This is a genomic window from Dyadobacter sp. CY343 (genome assembly GCF_021390335.1).
GTDB lineage: Bacteria > Bacteroidota > Bacteroidia > Cytophagales > Spirosomataceae > Dyadobacter.
Genome location: NZ_JAJUXK010000006.1, coordinates 50,610 through 67,516 on the forward strand (window position 1 = coordinate 50,610; position 16,907 = coordinate 67,516).

Annotated in this window: 12 protein-coding genes; 5 read left to right on the forward strand and 7 right to left on the reverse strand. The window is 44.8% G+C overall.

Annotated features, from left to right (window positions below; translation table 11 throughout):
* Positions 1-137 precede the first annotated feature (137 nt).
* Positions 138-1,304 carry an AIR synthase related protein gene (locus LZG94_RS20035; RefSeq protein WP_233793574.1) on the reverse strand — a complete coding sequence of 389 codons (1,167 nt, stop codon included), beginning with the start codon at positions 1,302-1,304 and terminating at the stop codon, positions 138-140.
* Between the two features lie 254 nt (positions 1,305-1,558).
* Here LZG94_RS20035 and LZG94_RS20040 point away from each other — a divergent pair, with 254 nt between their 5' ends.
* A complete protein-coding gene (locus LZG94_RS20040) occupies positions 1,559-2,062 on the forward strand; it encodes a C40 family peptidase (protein WP_233793575.1) in 504 nt (167 codons plus the stop codon).
* A gap of 272 nt (positions 2,063-2,334) precedes the next feature.
* Here the strand turns inward: LZG94_RS20040 and tnpA are convergent, their stop codons facing one another.
* Positions 2,335-2,808, reverse strand: coding sequence for an IS200/IS605 family transposase (gene tnpA, locus LZG94_RS20045; protein WP_233793576.1), 474 nt, complete (start codon positions 2,806-2,808; stop codon positions 2,335-2,337).
* A gap of 182 nt (positions 2,809-2,990) precedes the next feature.
* Between tnpA and argH the strand changes: the two genes are divergently transcribed.
* Both argH and LZG94_RS20055 read left to right on the forward strand, forming a co-directional pair.
* The gene (gene argH, locus LZG94_RS20050; protein WP_233793577.1) at positions 2,991-4,325 is read left to right on the forward strand and encodes an argininosuccinate lyase; all 1,335 of its coding nucleotides are present in this window, start codon (positions 2,991-2,993) and stop codon (positions 4,323-4,325) included.
* Positions 4,326-4,332: 7 nt separating this feature from the next.
* Positions 4,333-5,904: a VCBS repeat-containing protein gene (locus tag LZG94_RS20055; protein WP_233793578.1), complete on the forward strand. Its 1,572-nt coding sequence runs from the start codon at positions 4,333-4,335 to the stop codon at positions 5,902-5,904.
* A gap of 85 nt (positions 5,905-5,989) precedes the next feature.
* Here LZG94_RS20055 and LZG94_RS20060 read toward each other — a convergent pair whose 3' ends face one another.
* The 3 genes from LZG94_RS20060 to argB all read right to left on the reverse strand — a co-directional run bounded on the left by LZG94_RS20060 (position 5,990) and on the right by argB (position 11,949).
* Positions 5,990-7,594 (reverse strand): SusD/RagB family nutrient-binding outer membrane lipoprotein, encoded by a 1,605-nt coding sequence (locus tag LZG94_RS20060; protein WP_310589446.1) that lies wholly within the window; start codon positions 7,592-7,594, stop codon positions 5,990-5,992.
* Between the two features lie 20 nt (positions 7,595-7,614).
* The gene (locus LZG94_RS20065) at positions 7,615-10,941 is read right to left on the reverse strand and encodes a SusC/RagA family TonB-linked outer membrane protein (RefSeq protein ID WP_233793579.1); all 3,327 of its coding nucleotides are present in this window, start codon (positions 10,939-10,941) and stop codon (positions 7,615-7,617) included.
* 222 nt (positions 10,942-11,163) lie between these two features.
* Positions 11,164-11,949, reverse strand: coding sequence for an acetylglutamate kinase (argB, locus tag LZG94_RS20070; RefSeq protein ID WP_233793580.1), 786 nt, complete (start codon positions 11,947-11,949; stop codon positions 11,164-11,166).
* 147 nt (positions 11,950-12,096) lie between these two features.
* Between argB and LZG94_RS20075 the strand changes: the two genes are divergently transcribed.
* Positions 12,097-14,175: a protein-disulfide reductase DsbD gene (locus tag LZG94_RS20075; RefSeq protein WP_233793581.1), complete on the forward strand. Its 2,079-nt coding sequence runs from the start codon at positions 12,097-12,099 to the stop codon at positions 14,173-14,175.
* 181 nt (positions 14,176-14,356) lie between these two features.
* Here the strand turns inward: LZG94_RS20075 and LZG94_RS20080 are convergent, their stop codons facing one another.
* Positions 14,357-15,136: a hypothetical protein gene (locus LZG94_RS20080; protein WP_233793582.1), complete on the reverse strand. Its 780-nt coding sequence runs from the start codon at positions 15,134-15,136 to the stop codon at positions 14,357-14,359.
* A 232-nt stretch (positions 15,137-15,368) separates the two neighbouring features.
* Positions 15,369-16,154: a hypothetical protein gene (locus LZG94_RS20085; RefSeq protein WP_233793583.1), complete on the reverse strand. Its 786-nt coding sequence runs from the start codon at positions 16,152-16,154 to the stop codon at positions 15,369-15,371.
* 468 nt (positions 16,155-16,622) lie between these two features.
* Between LZG94_RS20085 and LZG94_RS20090 the strand changes: the two genes are divergently transcribed.
* Positions 16,623-16,868 carry a hypothetical protein gene (locus tag LZG94_RS20090; RefSeq protein WP_233793584.1) on the forward strand — a complete coding sequence of 82 codons (246 nt, stop codon included), beginning with the start codon at positions 16,623-16,625 and terminating at the stop codon, positions 16,866-16,868.
* Positions 16,869-16,907 lie beyond the last annotated feature (39 nt).

Below are 16,907 nucleotides of genomic sequence, written 5' to 3' on the forward strand. Positions count from 1 at the left end.
ATTGAAAAACTCCTTAACACTACTTCTACTTATACCAGAGCTTGTTCTACAATTTCTATGCCTTTGAGATTTATATTGAGCACAAAAAAAGACCTTCTGAACGAGTGTCAGAAGGTCTTCCATGCTGATTATTGATTTCAGTAAATGAATGTACCGAATTCGCTCTTGATCGTAAGCTTCTTTTCCGGTGCCTCTTCCACCCTTCCTACCACCTGCGCTGCAATTCCAAACGACTCGGCGGTAGCAATAGCTTGTGCTGCAAACTCCTCGGGAAGGTAAATTTCAAGCCTGTGCCCCATATTGAAAACCTTGTACATTTCCTCCCAGCTGGTGCCGCTTTCTTCCCGTATCATTTTGAAAAGTGGGGGAATGGGGAGCAGATTATCTTTGATAATGTGAAGGTTATCAACGAAATGTAGAATTTTCGTTTGTGCGCCGCCGCTGCAATGTACCATGCCATGAATGTGTGGCCTGATATCATCAAGCAAAGCCTTCGCGAGCGGAGCGTAAGTTCTGGTTGGGGACAATATAAGCTGGCCGACATTCAGAGGAGTACCTTCCACTGCATCTGTCAGATTTTTGCTGCCACTGTAAATCAGATCTTCGTTTACTTCAGGGTCGAAGCTTTCGGTATATTTTTTGAGGTATTTACCTAAAATATCATGTCTGGCGGACGTAAGTCCATTGCTGCCCATTCCACCATTATACTGTGTTTCATAAGTAGCCTGCCCATAAGAAGCAAACCCAACGATCACATCTCCCGGCTGAATATTCGCGTTATCAACCACTTCCGCACGTTTCATCCGCGCAATTACCGTACTATTCACAGTGACCGTTCTTACCAGATCACCTACGTCGGCAGTTTCGCCGCCTGTACTATAGATTTCCACACCGTAACTGCGCAGCATTTCGAGCACCTCTTCGGCACCGTTTATGATCTCTGCGATCACCTCCCCTGGAATACGATTTTTGTTCCGGTCGATCGTCGAAGAATATAGCATCGGGCCGGTCGCTCCTACGCAAAGCAGGTCGTCGGTGTTCATTACGATAGCATCCTGCGCAATACCTTTCCAAACCGAAATATCTCCGGTTTCCTTCCAGTACAGATAAGCGAGGGAAGTTTTGGTACCGGCGCCGTCAGCGTGCATGATGGTGCAATAGTCGGGATCGCCAGCGAGGGTATCGGGGACAATCTTGCAAAAAGCCTTTGGAAAAATGCCTTTGTCTATCTTTTCAATGGCCTTGTGCACATCTTCTTTCGAAGCCGAGACGCCGCGCTGGAGATATCGGTCGGTAGTATTCATCTGGGTATTCATTAAAATCGGACAGTTCCTTAACAGCCACAAAAGTAGGCAAAAAGGCTTTTAAAGCTTTACTTTAATGAGGCAGCGCTTACTGTATTGGAATCAACAAGTTACATAATATATCTAGAATTTAGTATAAAATAGAATTAGGATACTTAAAAAGTTCGTTTTAGTTTTACGTTATACCGTTTTCAATTTGAAAAACCGTAGAATCTATTGTTTGAGAGTTCAAGAGTACCAATCTCCTACCCTTCATGACATTTGCCAAGCGTTTTGTTTTTGTAATTGCCGGTCTATTTTTCCTAAATGCAGCCAGTCAGCCAGCCCATTCCAAAGAACTGACTTCCAAAGAAGCAGTTACTGATTCTACCGGTAATATTGAATCTTTGGTCAATTTTGCTGTTAAGCATTTACATATCCCCTACCGCTCCGGCGGCACTTCGAAAAAAGGCTTCGACTGTTCCGGATTTGTCAGATATTGCTTTGATAAGCTGGACATTGCATTGCCGCATTCCAGCGCCGCGCAGGCCAAACACGGTGAAACCATCGAATTGGATAATGCCCGTCCCGGCGACCTTATATTCTTTAAAGGAGAAAGCACGAAAAGCAAAAATATCGGGCACGTCGGGATCATCACCGAGGTCGCGCCAGGCTACGTAAAATTTATCCATTCCGCATTCAAAGGCGGCATCCGGTATGATCTGCTTAACGCCTCCTACTACGAAAAACGCTTCGTCGCGATTAAGAGGCTCTTTTAAATTCCTTTTATTATTTTCCTTCTTTTCCTTTTTCCGTTCACTGAAGTGAACGGCTATTGATTTTGGGCTTTCATGACTAATGCCAATCAATACCCGGCGACTTCAGTTGACGGATGATACTAATATCTTCTGAAATCCTTTTTCCGACTATCAAATCGATTCTTTTCCAAGCAAATTGCTAAATCCAATCTCTTTTTCGTTTTCCGTTCACTGAAGTGAACGGCTATTGATTTTGGGCTTTCATGACTGATGCCAATCAATTCCCGTCGACTTCAGTCGACGGATGATACATCATTTATTTCTTTCGGATCCTGCCAATTTACTTGCGGCCAATTGTTCTTTTTTGCGAAAGCGTTGATCTCTTCTTTAAACGTCTTCTTCGTATGATGCGCCTCCTGATTAAGAATATAGCGCCGCACCCTGTCGACGTGCCGCTCGCTTACGCTCGCAGCCCAGTAATCGTCCTGCCAGACGAATTTATCTTTTGTCAACTTATTCTGATTTATCCAGCAGGAAGATTCTCCTTTAATTTGTTGCACAATCTTACTTAATGATTGCTCGCGGCCTAAAGATATCAGACAATGTGCATGATCTTTATAGCCATTCACAACGTTCATCTGAATACCTTTTGAGATCGCATTTTCTCTCATATGAAAAAAAATCTTCCCTCGGATACGGTCGTTAAGAAACGGGTAGCGATGCTTGGTTGCAAATACAACGTGAACCCAAATGCTTGTCCAGCTCATATAATACAGGTTAAATCATCGAGACGATCAACCCAAACAGAAGTAACTCCAAATAATATAGAAAACCGGAGACCCATAAATTTCCGTCAACTTCAGTTGACGGAATAAGGGTTATAAACGTGATTGCGCGTAAATTTGACACTTTGAATGCTTCTTCATTAAATCACTAACAGCCGCACATTTTGAAACTCTGGCAAAAGGAAAATACTGTTACTTCTGAAAAAATAGAAAGATTTACGGTTGGAAAGGACCGCGAAATGGACTTGCACCTGGCCGAATTTGATGTACTGGGTAATATAGCCCACGCTACCATGCTCGCGACAATCGGTCTGCTGACTTCCCATGACCTGAAAGCATTGACAGAAGAACTGAAAAGAATTTATGCACAGGTTCAAAAAGCAGAGTTTGTGATTGAAGATGGCGTGGAAGATGTGCATTCGCAGGTAGAGTTGCTTTTGACCCGAAAACTCGGAGATACCGGCAAAAAGATCCATAGCGGCCGCTCGCGAAACGACCAGGTTCTGGTGGATATGAAGCTCTACACGCGTGCCCGCCTGTTTGATGTGGCGACTGCGACCGAAAAGCTTTTTAATGTATTGGCGTCCAAATCCGAGGAGCATAAAAACGATCTGCTGCCTGGTTATACGCATTTGCAAATTGCAATGCCCTCTTCGTTCGGACTTTGGTTTGGGGCCTATGCCGAGGCTTTAATTGACGATATAATACAGATAAATGCGGCTTACCGGCTCGCAAACCGCAATCCACTCGGCTCCGGGGCGGGCTACGGATCGTCTTTCCCGCTTAACAGGCAGTTGACGACTGACTTACTTGGTTTTGAAGGAATGCATCATAATGTAGTATATGCGCAAATGAGCCGCGGACGTACCGAGCAGGCGGCGTTGACCGCTATTTCCTCGCTCGCGGCGACGGTATCCCGACTTGCGATGGACGTTTGTCTTTACAACAGCCAGAATTTTAGCTTCATAATTTTACCCGACGATCTTACAACGGGGAGCAGCATTATGCCGCACAAGAAAAACCCGGACGTAGCAGAGTTGCTTCGCGCGAAAACAAACCGCATGAAGGCGCTACCTATGGAAATAACAATGGTTTTAAGCAACCTACCTTCCGGCTACCATCGGGACATGCAGTTATTGAAAGAGATTTTAATGCCTGCTTTTGATGAAATACTGGACTGTCTGGATATCGCTGCTTTTATGCTTGAAAACATGAAAGTGAAGCAGGATCTGCTTGAAGATTCTAAATACGACCTGCTATTTAGCGTGGAACGCGTGAACGAGCTGGTGATCAATGGCGTGCCTTTCCGCGACGCTTATCGTCAGGTCGGGGCGGAGATCGCGGACGGAACTTATGTTGCACCACGTGATTTAAAACACACCCACGAGGGTAGCATTGGCAATTTGCAAACTGCGGAAATCAGTGCGAGAATGCAGAAAGAACTGGCTGCATTTGGTTACGAAAAAGTACAGCACGCCCTTGACAAACTGATAAGCTGACAATCAAATGCTCACTCCGAAGAAGGGATTGCTTGTTTCGTTCTTTATCTGGAGTGGCTGTTTGTGGGTAAATATAGCCTGGAAAATGCCGGTTGCAGAGTCCGTGATTTTAACTCAGAAACTGCAAGCCGACTCGGTTGCCGAGGGAAAGTTGCTGGCAAGAGACTATTGCCAGCGCTGCCACCTTTTCCCCGAACCTGCATTACTGGATAAAAATACCTGGGTTACAAGCGTGCTGCCCAATATGGGCGAGCGGCTAGGACTGCGTTTTCCTGGGCGGGACCCGCTTGCGGATCTGATCCCCGAGGAAGAAAAAGTGATCCGGCAACTTAATATATACCCGGAAACGGCGCTGATGTCAGAAACTGACTGGCAAAAGATCGTCTCCTATTACAGCCACGAGTCACCGGATGTGCCCTTTCCGCAAACGGGTACAAGTCCTGTTTCTGACTCACTTCCGCTTTTCTCAGCACAACATTTCAGTGTGGCCGATATTGCTGCACCGAAAACTACACTGCTCAAATTCGACCCGGGTACCTCGCAACTGTATGTCGGCGATGATCAGAATGCATTATTTGTACTTGACAATGCATATCAACTGAAAGAAAACTTTTGGATCGACTCCGCGCCTACTGATATTGATTTCCCTAAAAATGCACCGCCCCGACTTTTAACGATCGGCGTTTTTAAGCCTTCTGATCAGCGGATTGGTAGGTTAATGTCTGTATCAAAAACCGCCGCCAGCGGGCAGAATATGGTTAACATTCAGAATCTGCCAAGGCCTGTACAGTTCAGTGCCGACGATTTGAATATGGACGGAAAAGCGGACGCGCTGATCTCCGGTTTTGGGAACCATAGTGGCAAACTGTTCTGGCTGGACGATTTTCAATCAGATAAAGAACACATTCTGAAAGAACTGCCCGGCGCCCGCAAAACGGAAATATTTGATTTTAACAAAGATAAAAAACCCGACGTGATCGCGTTGATGGCGCAGGCGCGGGAAGAAATCTCTATTTTCTATAATCTTGGAAACGGGAAGTTTAAAGAAAAGGTATTGCTCCAATTTCCACCCTCGTACGGAATGGCATATTTCGAATTGGTGGATTTTAACAAAGACGGGTTTCAGGATATTCTGTTGACAAACGGGGATAACTGGGACCTTTCGCCGGTTGAGAAAAACTACCACGGCGTCAGGCTTTATCTCAATGACGGCAAGGACAACTTTAAGCTAGCCTGGTTTTATCCACTTCACGGCGCGAGTAAGGCGATAGCAAGGGATTTTGACCAGGACGGCGATCTGGACATTGCGGCAACTTCATTTTACAGTGACCTGAATAATCCTGCACACGGATTCATATATCTTTCCAACGAAGGTAAAATGACCTTTAAAGCCCATTCATCTCCGCTGGCAGGCGCGGGTAAGTGGTTGACCATGGAGGCTGCCGATTTCGATCAGGACGGGGATATTGATATTGTACTCGGCTCCTACTTTCATACGATCAGCGAAATGACCGCATTGATGGCCCGCGGCACGATGTCGTTTCCGCAGCTATTGGTTTTAACGAACAGAAAGAAATAATTCGCCAATCAAAAAAAGAGGCAAACCAAACGGTCTGCCTCTTTTTGCATTCTAACTAAATCTATTCTTTTTAATTCAGGTACTACTATTTAACGTCCCAGAAAATCCGCTGAGTCAATTTATCACTGTCTCTCACAGAAGCGTAGTTTTCAGGATTGTAAGTAACCTCATTACCAGGGTAGTTCCATCTTACAGGAGGCGTAGTCTGGTTATTTGCATTGTCAGTCTGGAATTGCAGCGTTGGCATATCCAATCTGCGTACTTCCGCCCAGTTTTCGTAAGCCTGAACCAGGTTAAAATGCAACCATTTCTGCGTTGCGATCAGGCTTAATTTTGCAGCCGGAGTACCAGCAGCTGTCCAGTTTACGCCGTTTCCTGCGATGTAAGCAGTGATAGAAGCGTCGGTTGCGGGAGTAGGAATAGTCGCGTTGGTAATACCTTGCGCATTGGTGATAGCCAGGATCGAATTGTAGAACTTCACGGATTGCGAAATTGCTGTTTCATAAGCAGTTTTTGCCATCGCGTCGTTTCCTGCATTCAGATAGTATTCTGCTTTGATCAGATTTACCTGTGCTGCATTGATGATCACACCAGGGAAAAACTGGTTGTGGCTCAATGTGAAACGGTTGTAGATCGCTACAAGTCCAGCTTGATATTGAGCAGTCTGCACCGCATTGGTTGCCTGCGGGTCCATACCTGCATACACCCCTTTTGCATTCTGACCTGGTTCAAAAACAATTTTCAAACGTGGATCTGCATTTGCATTCATGTGATCGATGATCTTTTTACCAGCTGTGTTACCAAACCAGTCACCACCGCCGGAAGCAATACCATCCTGAAATCCTTTTGAGTTAATGTCGGTATTGACATCAAAAACATTGATCTGAATATTCTGATCATTAGTTTCCACGATCGGGAAAGTGGCAGTGTTACCCAGGATCTCTCCCATTTCGGTAGTAGCTCTTGCCTTGAAATCAGGAGCAGCAGAAACGCGGCTCAGCATGCGCAGACGAAGTGAGTTGCAATAACGCTTCCACATCGTCAGGTTTCCTTTGTTTACAAAATCAGAAGTCTGGAAAGATTTCTGATATCCTGCATTCAAAGTAACTCCATTCAATTCCGTAGCAAGTGCCTTCAATTCATCCAGCATCAAAGTGTAGATCGACTCAGCTGAATCAAACTTTGCATTTGAAGACGCATAATCTCCGTCTTTTGCACTCAGCATACCTGCTTCGGTGAAAGGAATCGCTCCAAAAAGGTCAACAACGCGCTGCGTGTAGTCGTACAGGTAGATCTTTGCGGTCATCATAAAGATCTTTTTGTTAGCCTGCTCTTCTTCCGATTTGCTTGCGTACACTTTTTCAAGTTCGCGGTACTGGGCAAGGGTATTATAGTAATTAAACCAAAGGTCCTGTACACCCGCCGAGCCCGGCACATAGTTTCCTGACTCAAAAGGCCAGCCAACCGCCTGCGTGTAGCGGTTAAGGCTTGTGCGCAACGTTACAAAGTAGTTCCCGTAACCTGGCAGCACATATTCCCGGCTGGTATACATGATACCGGTATATTGCTTTTCAATGGTTGTTTCGGAAATTTTCGCAGGATCCGGGTACCTTTCAGTAAACTCGGATTCGCTGCAGGACGCTGCTACCAGCATAAGTCCCGCCAATATGAATGATGATATTTTGTTCATTGTCATGATCTTTTTAAAAATTAGAAGCTGGCTCTCAGCATGACACCCATTGTACGGAACGAAGGATTGCTACCCGCGTTGCTGATGTTTTCATACCATCTTGTACTGATGTTGGTTTGTTCCGCATCCAGGTCTTTTACAGTTCTGTAAAGGAAGAAAAGGTTACGTCCGAAAACCGACAGCGAGATGTTCTGTGCACCCAGCTTTCTTCCGATATTCGCAGGAAGACGGTAAGCAAGAGAAAGCTCACGCATTTTGAAATAGGTATTTTCCTGGATAAATAACTCGTAACGCGCATTTCCGTACTGAGGACCACCCCAGTTGTAAGTTGCATTATAGTAAGTTGCTTGTGAAACTACGTTCGTGTTTACTTCGCCGGCAGCAGTTACACCTTCCATCAACATACCATCATTGTAAACAGGCTGACCATTTGGACCGGCAGCTTCCGAAGTCTGAACACCTTTTCCGTTTGCATCCACATAGTATGACAAACCACCGTGTTCTTTATCCATATTGTTAAGACTTTCTTCTGTCAAACCTCTTGAAGTCATCCAGTTGATACCGGTTGGCATAATGTGACCGCCAACTCTGAAATCGACTACCGCATCAAGTGTGAAGTTTTTGAAGCTGAAAGCATTTATAAAACCACCTGTCAGCTTAGGCATTGCATTACCTACTTTGATCCAGTTGTTTCCGTCAAGCTGGTAAAGACCATTTGGACCAACAACACCTCTTCCGTTTGCATCTCTAAGGATACCGTGCGAGTAAATATCTCCCATTGGCTGACCAACGATTGATCTTACCTGAGCCGCGTTTCCGTCGTAATCAGCGTGCAGCAATTCAGTAGAGTTGTTAGCAAGCTTCTCCACTTTGTTCACGTTTCTTGCCAGGTTCAAAGTCAGATCCCAGTTGAAATCATTGAAATTAGTCGCTTTAATCGGGCTTACATTGAATGCAACTTCCACACCCTGATTTCTCAAAGTACCGATGTTGGCAAGAATTGTACGTGCACCGGTTGTTGCGGCGATGTTCAAAGGAAGGATCTGATCAACGATCTGTGCATTGTAGTAAGCGATATCAAGACCAATGCGGTTCTGGAACAATTTCGTTTCCAAACCAAATTCGAATTCGCGTTTCTGCTCAGGACGGATTCTGTCGTTACCACGCTCAGCGCTCATGTTGGTATATAATACCGAAGCACCGCCTCTTTCCTGAATGCTCAGGTTACCTTGTCCGAAGGCTACGTTTGCACGGTAGATTTCAGGATAGTTACCCACAACCCCGAACGAACCTCTCAATTTACCATAGCTAAAGAAAGATGGCAGAGAAAACGCATCCGTGAACACAAAGCTGGCATTAACAGAAGGATAAACGAATGCATTGTTTCCTTTTGCCAAAGTAGAAGTGCGGTCTCTACGGATAGTACCTTCCACAAAAACGAAGTTTTTGTAATCGAAGTTAACAGTACCCATGTAAGCATCTCTCAGGTATCTGCTGCGCGTTTGGTTACCATTCGCAACATTGACAGTTGCAGAAACATCAAAGAAATTTTCAGTGCTCAATCCGCCGTTGGTTGATCTCGACACGAATGTGTTCAGCGTTCTGTTGGCTGTATAACCTCCCAATGCTGAAACAGTCATATCTTCACCGATTTTTTTAGTGTAGGTCAAAAGAATGTCACCGTATACATTATTGTACAAGTTGTTGTTCATTCCAAAATCACCTGAGTAACCGAATGCAAGCGGAACGGCGCTGTAGCCGCGGCTTTCCAATCTTTCGTTGGTATAGTCAGTAGCAATACGACCTCTCAGTTTCAGGCTTTCCAGAATATCCCAGTGTTGCGTAATACTTGCGATCACACGGTCGCTGTATTCGTAAGACTTGTTTTTTCTTGTATTCCAAACGTAGTCAGCAATATCTCCCTTGAAACCGTTGTAACGAATGTTTTCGTCTGGTGTCAAGCTTTGTGTTCCTGCGCCGTTTACGAATTTATAACCAAGGCTAGTCTGGTATTTTTCGTTGTACCAGTCAGCAGATTCGAAACGGTCCATCATACCGGTAAAGTTGTTGATCATACGATCCACTTTGAATGGCCTGTTGTACGTGTATTGATTCACGTAGTTAACCATCAGGTCCGTTCTCAGCTTTTTATTCAGGTTGAAGCTCGCGTTCAGGTTGGCGATATTCTTGCTGTTCTTCGCATCATAGCTGATCATTCCATTATCCTGGCGGGTGAATGAAAAACGGATCGTTGCATTGTCAGTCGCTTTTGAGATCGAAAGGTTAATATTAGAGCTGCTCGCATTTTCGAACAAATCGGCATAGCTGTTGTTCGAAGCAGAATAAGGTCTGATTTTTCCATCCCATGACATCACAGGCTGGCCATCGAATTTAGGACCAAAGTTCACAGTTGCTCCAAGCAAACCTCTTGTTTCTTTCGTACCGTCTCCATCTGTATCATAATAGATAAATCCGGCCGCATCCTGGCCACCATTGTTGTAGTTCAAAGGATAACCCGGGCCGCGTACATTCTGGTAGCGTGGCAGGTAAGCGATCTTGTCTACATTATAGCTTGCATTGAAATCAACCCCAAGTCCCTTTTTGCCTTTACCAGTTTTAGTAGTAACAAGCAAAACACCGTTTACCGCTTCCGAACCGTACAATGCAGCAGCAGAAGCACCTTTCAATACCGAAATATTCTCAATATCAGCAGGGTTCAAATCCAGAAGACCGTTACCGCGCAAACGTTGGTCACCCCAGTAGTCGCCGTTTCTTGACTCTCCGTTACGAATAGGAATACCATCCAAAACAAGCAGAGGCTGCGTATTACCTGTAATCGAGCTGAAACCGCGGATGTTGATACTTACACCGGAAGTAGCTCCACCCGGCGTTGCGTTGATCGTCACACCCGGCGCTTTTCCGTAAAGTGCAGTTGCGAAGTTGGGAGAAGCTGTTTTGATCAGCGCTTCGTTGTTGACGGTCGAAGTTGCATAACCCAATGCACGTTGTTCTTTTGAAATACCCAATGCAGTCACCACTACTTCACCAAGCTGATTGGCATCTTCTAATAAAGTAATGTCAAGTACCGTCTGACTTCCAACCGGCGCTTCAATCGTTTTGTAGCCGATGTAAGAAAAAACCAATGTGTTACCAGAAGTCGCTCCAATGGAAAAATTTCCGGAAGCATCCGAAGTAGTACCGTTAGTTGTGCCTTTTACCAAGACCGAAACACCCGGCAAGGTGGAACCGTCTGTTCCTGACTTGATCGTCCCAGTGATAGTCTGGGCGAAAACAGGAGTGCTTAACATCACAAGCATGACGAAAAGCCCTAGTAGATTTCTTCGCATAATTAATTAGCGTATTAGTTGAGGACTATAAATTTAACACAATTTTAACATTAAATTTTTTAAGACCTTCTCTGTTTTTAAAAAAAATTATTAACTAAGGTCAAAAAGTGCATTAATTAGAGAAAATGCGCGCTATTTATCGCCATATAACATATTTACGCTGGCGAAAATTGTAGATAAGAAAGAAAAATTTGACAATTGGTAAAATTGCCAAAGAAGCTATCAGAGCGTGATCGTAGTACCCGCGGCTGACTTCGCAGACAGAAGCAGATCGTCTGCATGACAAATGCTTACCCGCTTTACACCATCGTGCAATGCAGCAAAGGCACCGTCGAGTTTGGGGATCATTCCTTTGTATATTATGCCGGTAGATTTATAAGATTCATACGATCCGGGCGTGAGGCTGGAAATCACGGAATCGTCATTTTCGGGGTCAGAAAGTACCCCTTTTTTCTCAAAGCAGTAAATGAGTGTGACATCATATTCACTTCCCATCGCCACCGCCGTTGCCGAAGCGATTGTATCTGCATTGGTATTCAAAAGTAACCCTTCATCAGTATACGTAAGCGGCGCAATCACGGGAATCAGGCTGCTGCCAAGCAACGCAGCTATTTGTTTTTCATTAACCTCCTCAATATCACCTACAAAACCATAATCGACTGTTTTGACAGGTCGTTTCACAGAACGTATAATCCCGCCGTCGGCGCCGGTCAGTCCGATCGCATTGCATTTCAACGCTTGCAACTGCGCAACCAGATTTTTGTTAACCAATCCACCATAAACCATCGTCACCACATCCAGCATGGGCTTGTCCGTGATCCTGCGCCCTTCCACCATCTCTGTTTCGATCTGCAACCTGGCCGCAATCTGTGTCGCTACTTTTCCACCGCCGTGAACCAGGATCTTCAAACCGTCCAGTTGCGCAAAATCGCGCAAAAAGCGTGCACACGCATCAGGATTGTCGATTACGTTACCTCCTATTTTGACGATATATAAAGACTTTGACATAAGATCAGATTTTACTGTGCAGAATTGGCGGGCACAAAGGTAACAGAAACCGAAGGCGGAGGAAACCGGAATTGTGATTGGTGAATTTTTTTGGCAAAATTACGTTCCATATTAGACCATAAGTCTACCGAATCAATAGATATTAACATGAAACGTATTCCGATCTTTTTGCTCTTCATCTGCTCAATTATTTCAATTTCGGCATTTGCGCAGCTTACATCTCCGAAGGCGAAGTGGACCTATTCTTTTTCCAAGCCTGAGGTAAAAAAGGGTGAGACCGTCGATCTGGTATTTACGGCGGCGATCGAGAAAGATTGGTATATGTATTCCTCCGACTTCGATCCCGACCTCGGACCGATGCTCACAACCGTTTCTTTTGAAAGGAACAATAGTTTTGAAGTAGTCGGAAAACTCAAACCGCAAAATCCCAAGACTAAATTTGAGGAGGTTTGGAATGGGAATGTAAAGTACTTTGAAGGAAAAGCGGTTTTCAAGCAAACGATCAAGGTGCTTACTGACAATCCTGTTATAAAAGGCACTTCTGAATATCAGACTTGCAGCAATGTAACTGGTCTTTGTGTTGCGGGGGGTGAGGATTTTGAGTTTAAAGGTTTAAAAGTCGCTGCCGGCACCGCTACGGCCGCTGCGGAACAGCCCGTAAATGCTGAAAAAACAAATCCTGATTCTTCCGGTAAAATTGAATCCGCAGCAGCTGTACCCGCACCCGCGAACACCGACAGTACCTTTTCCAAGCTTTCTGAAAATACTTCCGCTTCTGATAATACGACAGAAGAAAGTGCGGCTGGCGGTTCATTGTGGGGATTTGCACTCGCGGCATTCCTGTCCGGACTGGTAGCCTTACTTACTCCCTGCGTTTTCCCGATCATCCCGATGACGGTGAGCTACTTCACCAACCAGCAGGGCGGAAAAGTGAAAGCGTTCGTTTACGGCGCGTCGATCATATTGATCTATACATTAATAGGTACTGTCGTTTCAAGACTAAACGGACCTGCTTTTGCGAACTTCCTGAGCACGCACTGGCTGCCAAATCTGCTGTTCTTCGCCATTTTCATCGTTTTCGGACTTTCTTTTCTGGGTTTGTTCGAAATCGTTTTGCCAAGTGGTTTTGTGAATAAAATGGATCAGAAAGCCGACAAAGGCGGTTACGCGGGCGTTTTCTTTATGGCATTTACATTGGTACTGGTTTCGTTTTCGTGCACTGGCCCCATCGTTGGAAGTTTGCTGGTAGCCTCTGCGGGCGGTGAAGTGGTTAAACCTATTATAGGTATGGCGGCATTTTCTGCTGCATTCGCGATTCCGTTTACTTCATTTGCATTGTTTCCGCAGTGGTTGAAATCGCTCCCAAAATCGGGCGGCTGGCTCAACACTGTGAAGGTTGTGCTGGGTTTTCTTGAATTGGCGCTGGCTTTGAAATTTTTCAGTATTGCCGATCAGGTTTATCACTGGGGATTGTTAGATAGGGAGATATATCTTGCATTCTGGATCGTGATCTTTGCTTTACTTGGTTTTTATCTTTTGGGTAAAATCAGGACCCCACACGATTCTGTTCTGGAAAAAGTGAGCGTTCCCCGGCTGCTTCTCAGTATTATCACATTTACATTCGTGATCTACATGCTGCCGGGCATGTGGGGCGCACCTTTGAAGGCGCTGGCTGGTTACCTTCCTCCGCAGTCTACACTCGATTTTGATCTCAATAAAAGAAGTGCCGGCGTAGCAGCTGGTGCAAACAGTGCTGAAATTGCCGGAAAGTATTCAGACCTGTTTCATTTACCTCACGAGCTCACTGGTTTTTTCGATTACAAAGAAGGATTAGAATATGCTAAAAAGGTCAATAAGCCGGTTTTCATCGATTTCACTGGACACGGTTGTGTGAACTGCCGGGAAATGGAAGCGCGCGTTTGGGTGGATCCAGCGGTGATGCAGCGTTTGCGAAACGATTACGTGATCATCGCTTTATATGTAGATGACAAGACGGAACTGCCGGAAAAAGACTGGTACACTTCCAATTACGATAAGAAAGTGAAGAAAACGATCGGCGCGCAAAATGCGGATTTGCAGATCGTGAAATACAATAACAACGCACAACCGCATTACTGTCTGGTAGATCACGATGGGAAATTGCTTGTCAAGCCTAAGAATTATGATTTGAATCCGGCGAATTTCGCGGCGTTTTTGGATAGCGGGAAAGAGGCTTTTAGTAAGTAAGGTTTTTTCCGTTGGCTGAAGCCGACGGGTATTGATTGTTGGGTTATGGGAAGCTGCTTTTCGAGGATATACAGCAAAACTGCCGGCTCAGATGTTCTGAGCCGGCAGTTTTTTTATTCTTCCGATGTACGGATTAACAATCTTACGATGGCTTCACAAAAGAATACCAGTCGCGAGTTGCTCAGTCAATCTTTTTAACTGAGTTTTTATCAACATAGATGTGAGCAAAGGAGTATTGGCCTGGTTTTGGAGCGTAGGCTGAAAAACCAAAGACTGCCTCTTTATAATGCGCTTCGAAGGTTATTGTTTTCACAACCCAGTTCGCGTTACTATTTGTCAGGTCAACAGGGTAATCGTGAACGCTAGGAGCATTTGGCTTAGGAAAGAACATCGCTATGCGGGCTGATTTTGCGTACACACAATTGACACTGCTGTCTTGTATAGCTGGGATGGTACTTGCCACGTAAAATTTAACTGTATAATGCTTACCCGGCATCAAATTTTTGATGACACTCTTAACTGATGAACCTTTGCCCAGCTCGTCTTGCCAGGAACTTGCACCAGTAGTAATCGTAAGGATTGAACCAGTATTTTGCCCTGAGGGAATAACTGGCAATGGTGTCACCCAAGGATTTGAAGGATCTCCCCATAGATGTGTAAAGCTAGATGTGCCAGTAGGTAGCTTTTGCAAGTCGCCGAAATAGTTATTGTTATTTCTTTCCCACTTCAACGGATAAACATCTAGGCCGGTTGTGCCGTGTGTAGGTGCCAGACTTGGAAGTTCAAGTATAATCGGCGCTGGGCTAACCCCACTCTTACCTGCTATCTGCGCCTCCGGCGAAACAACATTTTCCTTCGAGCAGCTTCCCAGCATCATCATGCAAGCCAGCCCTAATCCAATCGGTAATTTTTTCATTACATCCATTTTTCTAAAATGTTTAAGTTGAACAATTGTTTTCACTGGCTACAAATGAAATAGAGATGCATTGAATAAGTTGCTGAAAATGAGTGACCGAGCAGTTAGGGCTATTCTGCGGTGTAGGGCGGTTTTTTATTGAAGAATTGTAATCAATGCATAGCAACTATTGCGTAATGCATTTCGCGATATAGCTCGCATTTAAGGTAGTTTCCTAAAACAAAAAAAGCCGCCTCAGAAGATCTGAGACGGCTGATCAGTTCAATAAGTTACGATTTTATAGTACTGTCATTTGTGGGGTAACATGCATTTCTTTAAGTGAATTCCTATCCACGAAAAGATGAATGTAAGAATACCTGTTCCCTAGCTGTGTCAAACCTGAGAAGACAAATTTGGCGGAATTAGCTTTGGCCTTGAATGTAATTGTCTTTTTCAACCAAGTAGCTTCTTTTCCGTAAAAGTAGATAGCGTTCGTTGAGCTTCCATTGTCAACATTCAACATCTTGATCTCTGCATATTTTGCGCATATCGATGTTGCTTGGTTACTTCCCAGCCCGGTAACGGTAGTGCTCGCCACATAAAATGTTACCGTATATGTTGTTCCCGGCTTTAAGTTATTCAGCGTTGTGAATACGCCCGATCTGTCTTTCGTCTGCTCAGGGTTTTGAGCATAGCTCGTGACCGTCACCATAGAATTTGCAGTTGGGTTGCCGGGAACCGGTGGAAGAGGCTTTACCCATTTTGGATTTATCAATACGCTCCAGTTCTCAAGTCCCCAAACTGATGTGCGGGAGGACAAGCCCACAGGTATGGAGGGGTCGGTAAGTGGTCCGTCGAGTTTGGCCCAATCTATTGGCAACTTTTCATAACCTAGATTACCCGAGATTGTATTAGCAAAAGCAGGAAGCGCCGCAAGCTCACCAGCATTCGTCTTCGCGCCGGAATGTTCATTTACACTTCCCGCCTGTGGTTGCGGCATTTGAGCATCTTCTTTCGAGCAGCTGCTCAGCATCATTGTGCACGCCAGGCTCAGGGCGATTGGTAATTTTTGTACTAATTTCATTTTCTTAACCTGTTTTAGTTAAACATAATTTTTGTTACTGACCGCAAGAAAAGGCGCAGAAAATGGATTAGGCATTAAAATGAGCCACGAGATAGCCACATTTATTTTTCGGAAAGCACAAACTCAACTTTCAGATTAGACAGCTTATAATTGTACTTATTCCGGATTGAATGTGCGAGATAGTTCGCAGGTTTGAGTAAGAATTGATTGGATAGCTGTATTTAAGCTGCGAGTGTTGTATTTGTTCTTGTTTACCGCAGGAAAACTCTGTTAATATCAATTTGCATTTCTACTAACAAAATCAGCATATTCGCATTCCCAATTAAATGCATGCAAAATGAAAAAACTAGTAAGTATTGCCCTGTTATGGTGTGGATCAAGCGAAAGCTCCTGGGCGCCTTTGTATGGGCGCGGGACACCTAAGACAGGGCATTTTTAATTTTTTTAATCCCAAACAATCATACAAAAATGAACACAAAAACACACTCAAATGAGTCCCCGGACTCGTTGCCACTGGCTTATGCCGAGCAAATCCAGCAGCTCTTTGAGCTTAACAAGCCGGCCGAAATGGTCGAGCATCTCTGGGAGATTTACAGCGCTTTTCAAAGTTATGACCAGCAAGCAGGTCACAACCCACGCAAGCTGGATATCTTCTACACCTTTCGTGATCTGCTGTTTTTCTGCCAGAATATGGCGGCGATGAAGGCGGCGTAAAAAGAATATCTGGTATTAACAAGAAATGGCCAGAAGCGA

Bases quoted from the DNA above. Each gene is read 5' to 3' on its own strand.
- LZG94_RS20035 (WP_233793574.1), bottom strand. From the start codon at position 1,304: ATGAATACTACCGACCGATATCTCCAGCGCGGCGTCTCGGCTTCGAAA.
- LZG94_RS20040 (WP_233793575.1), top strand. From the start codon at position 1,559: ATGACATTTGCCAAGCGTTTTGTTTTTGTAATTGCCGGTCTATTTTTC.
- tnpA (WP_233793576.1), bottom strand. From the start codon at position 2,808: ATGAGCTGGACAAGCATTTGGGTTCACGTTGTATTTGCAACCAAGCAT.
- LZG94_RS20055 (WP_233793578.1), top strand. From the start codon at position 4,333: ATGCTCACTCCGAAGAAGGGATTGCTTGTTTCGTTCTTTATCTGGAGT.
- LZG94_RS20060 (WP_310589446.1), bottom strand. From the start codon at position 7,594: ATGAACAAAATATCATCATTCATATTGGCGGGACTTATGCTGGTAGCA.
- LZG94_RS20065 (WP_233793579.1), bottom strand. From the start codon at position 10,941: ATGCGAAGAAATCTACTAGGGCTTTTCGTCATGCTTGTGATGTTAAGC.
- argB (WP_233793580.1), bottom strand. From the start codon at position 11,949: ATGTCAAAGTCTTTATATATCGTCAAAATAGGAGGTAACGTAATCGAC.
- LZG94_RS20075 (WP_233793581.1), top strand. From the start codon at position 12,097: ATGAAACGTATTCCGATCTTTTTGCTCTTCATCTGCTCAATTATTTCA.
- LZG94_RS20085 (WP_233793583.1), bottom strand. From the start codon at position 16,154: ATGAAATTAGTACAAAAATTACCAATCGCCCTGAGCCTGGCGTGCACA.
- LZG94_RS20090 (WP_233793584.1), top strand. From the start codon at position 16,623: ATGAACACAAAAACACACTCAAATGAGTCCCCGGACTCGTTGCCACTG.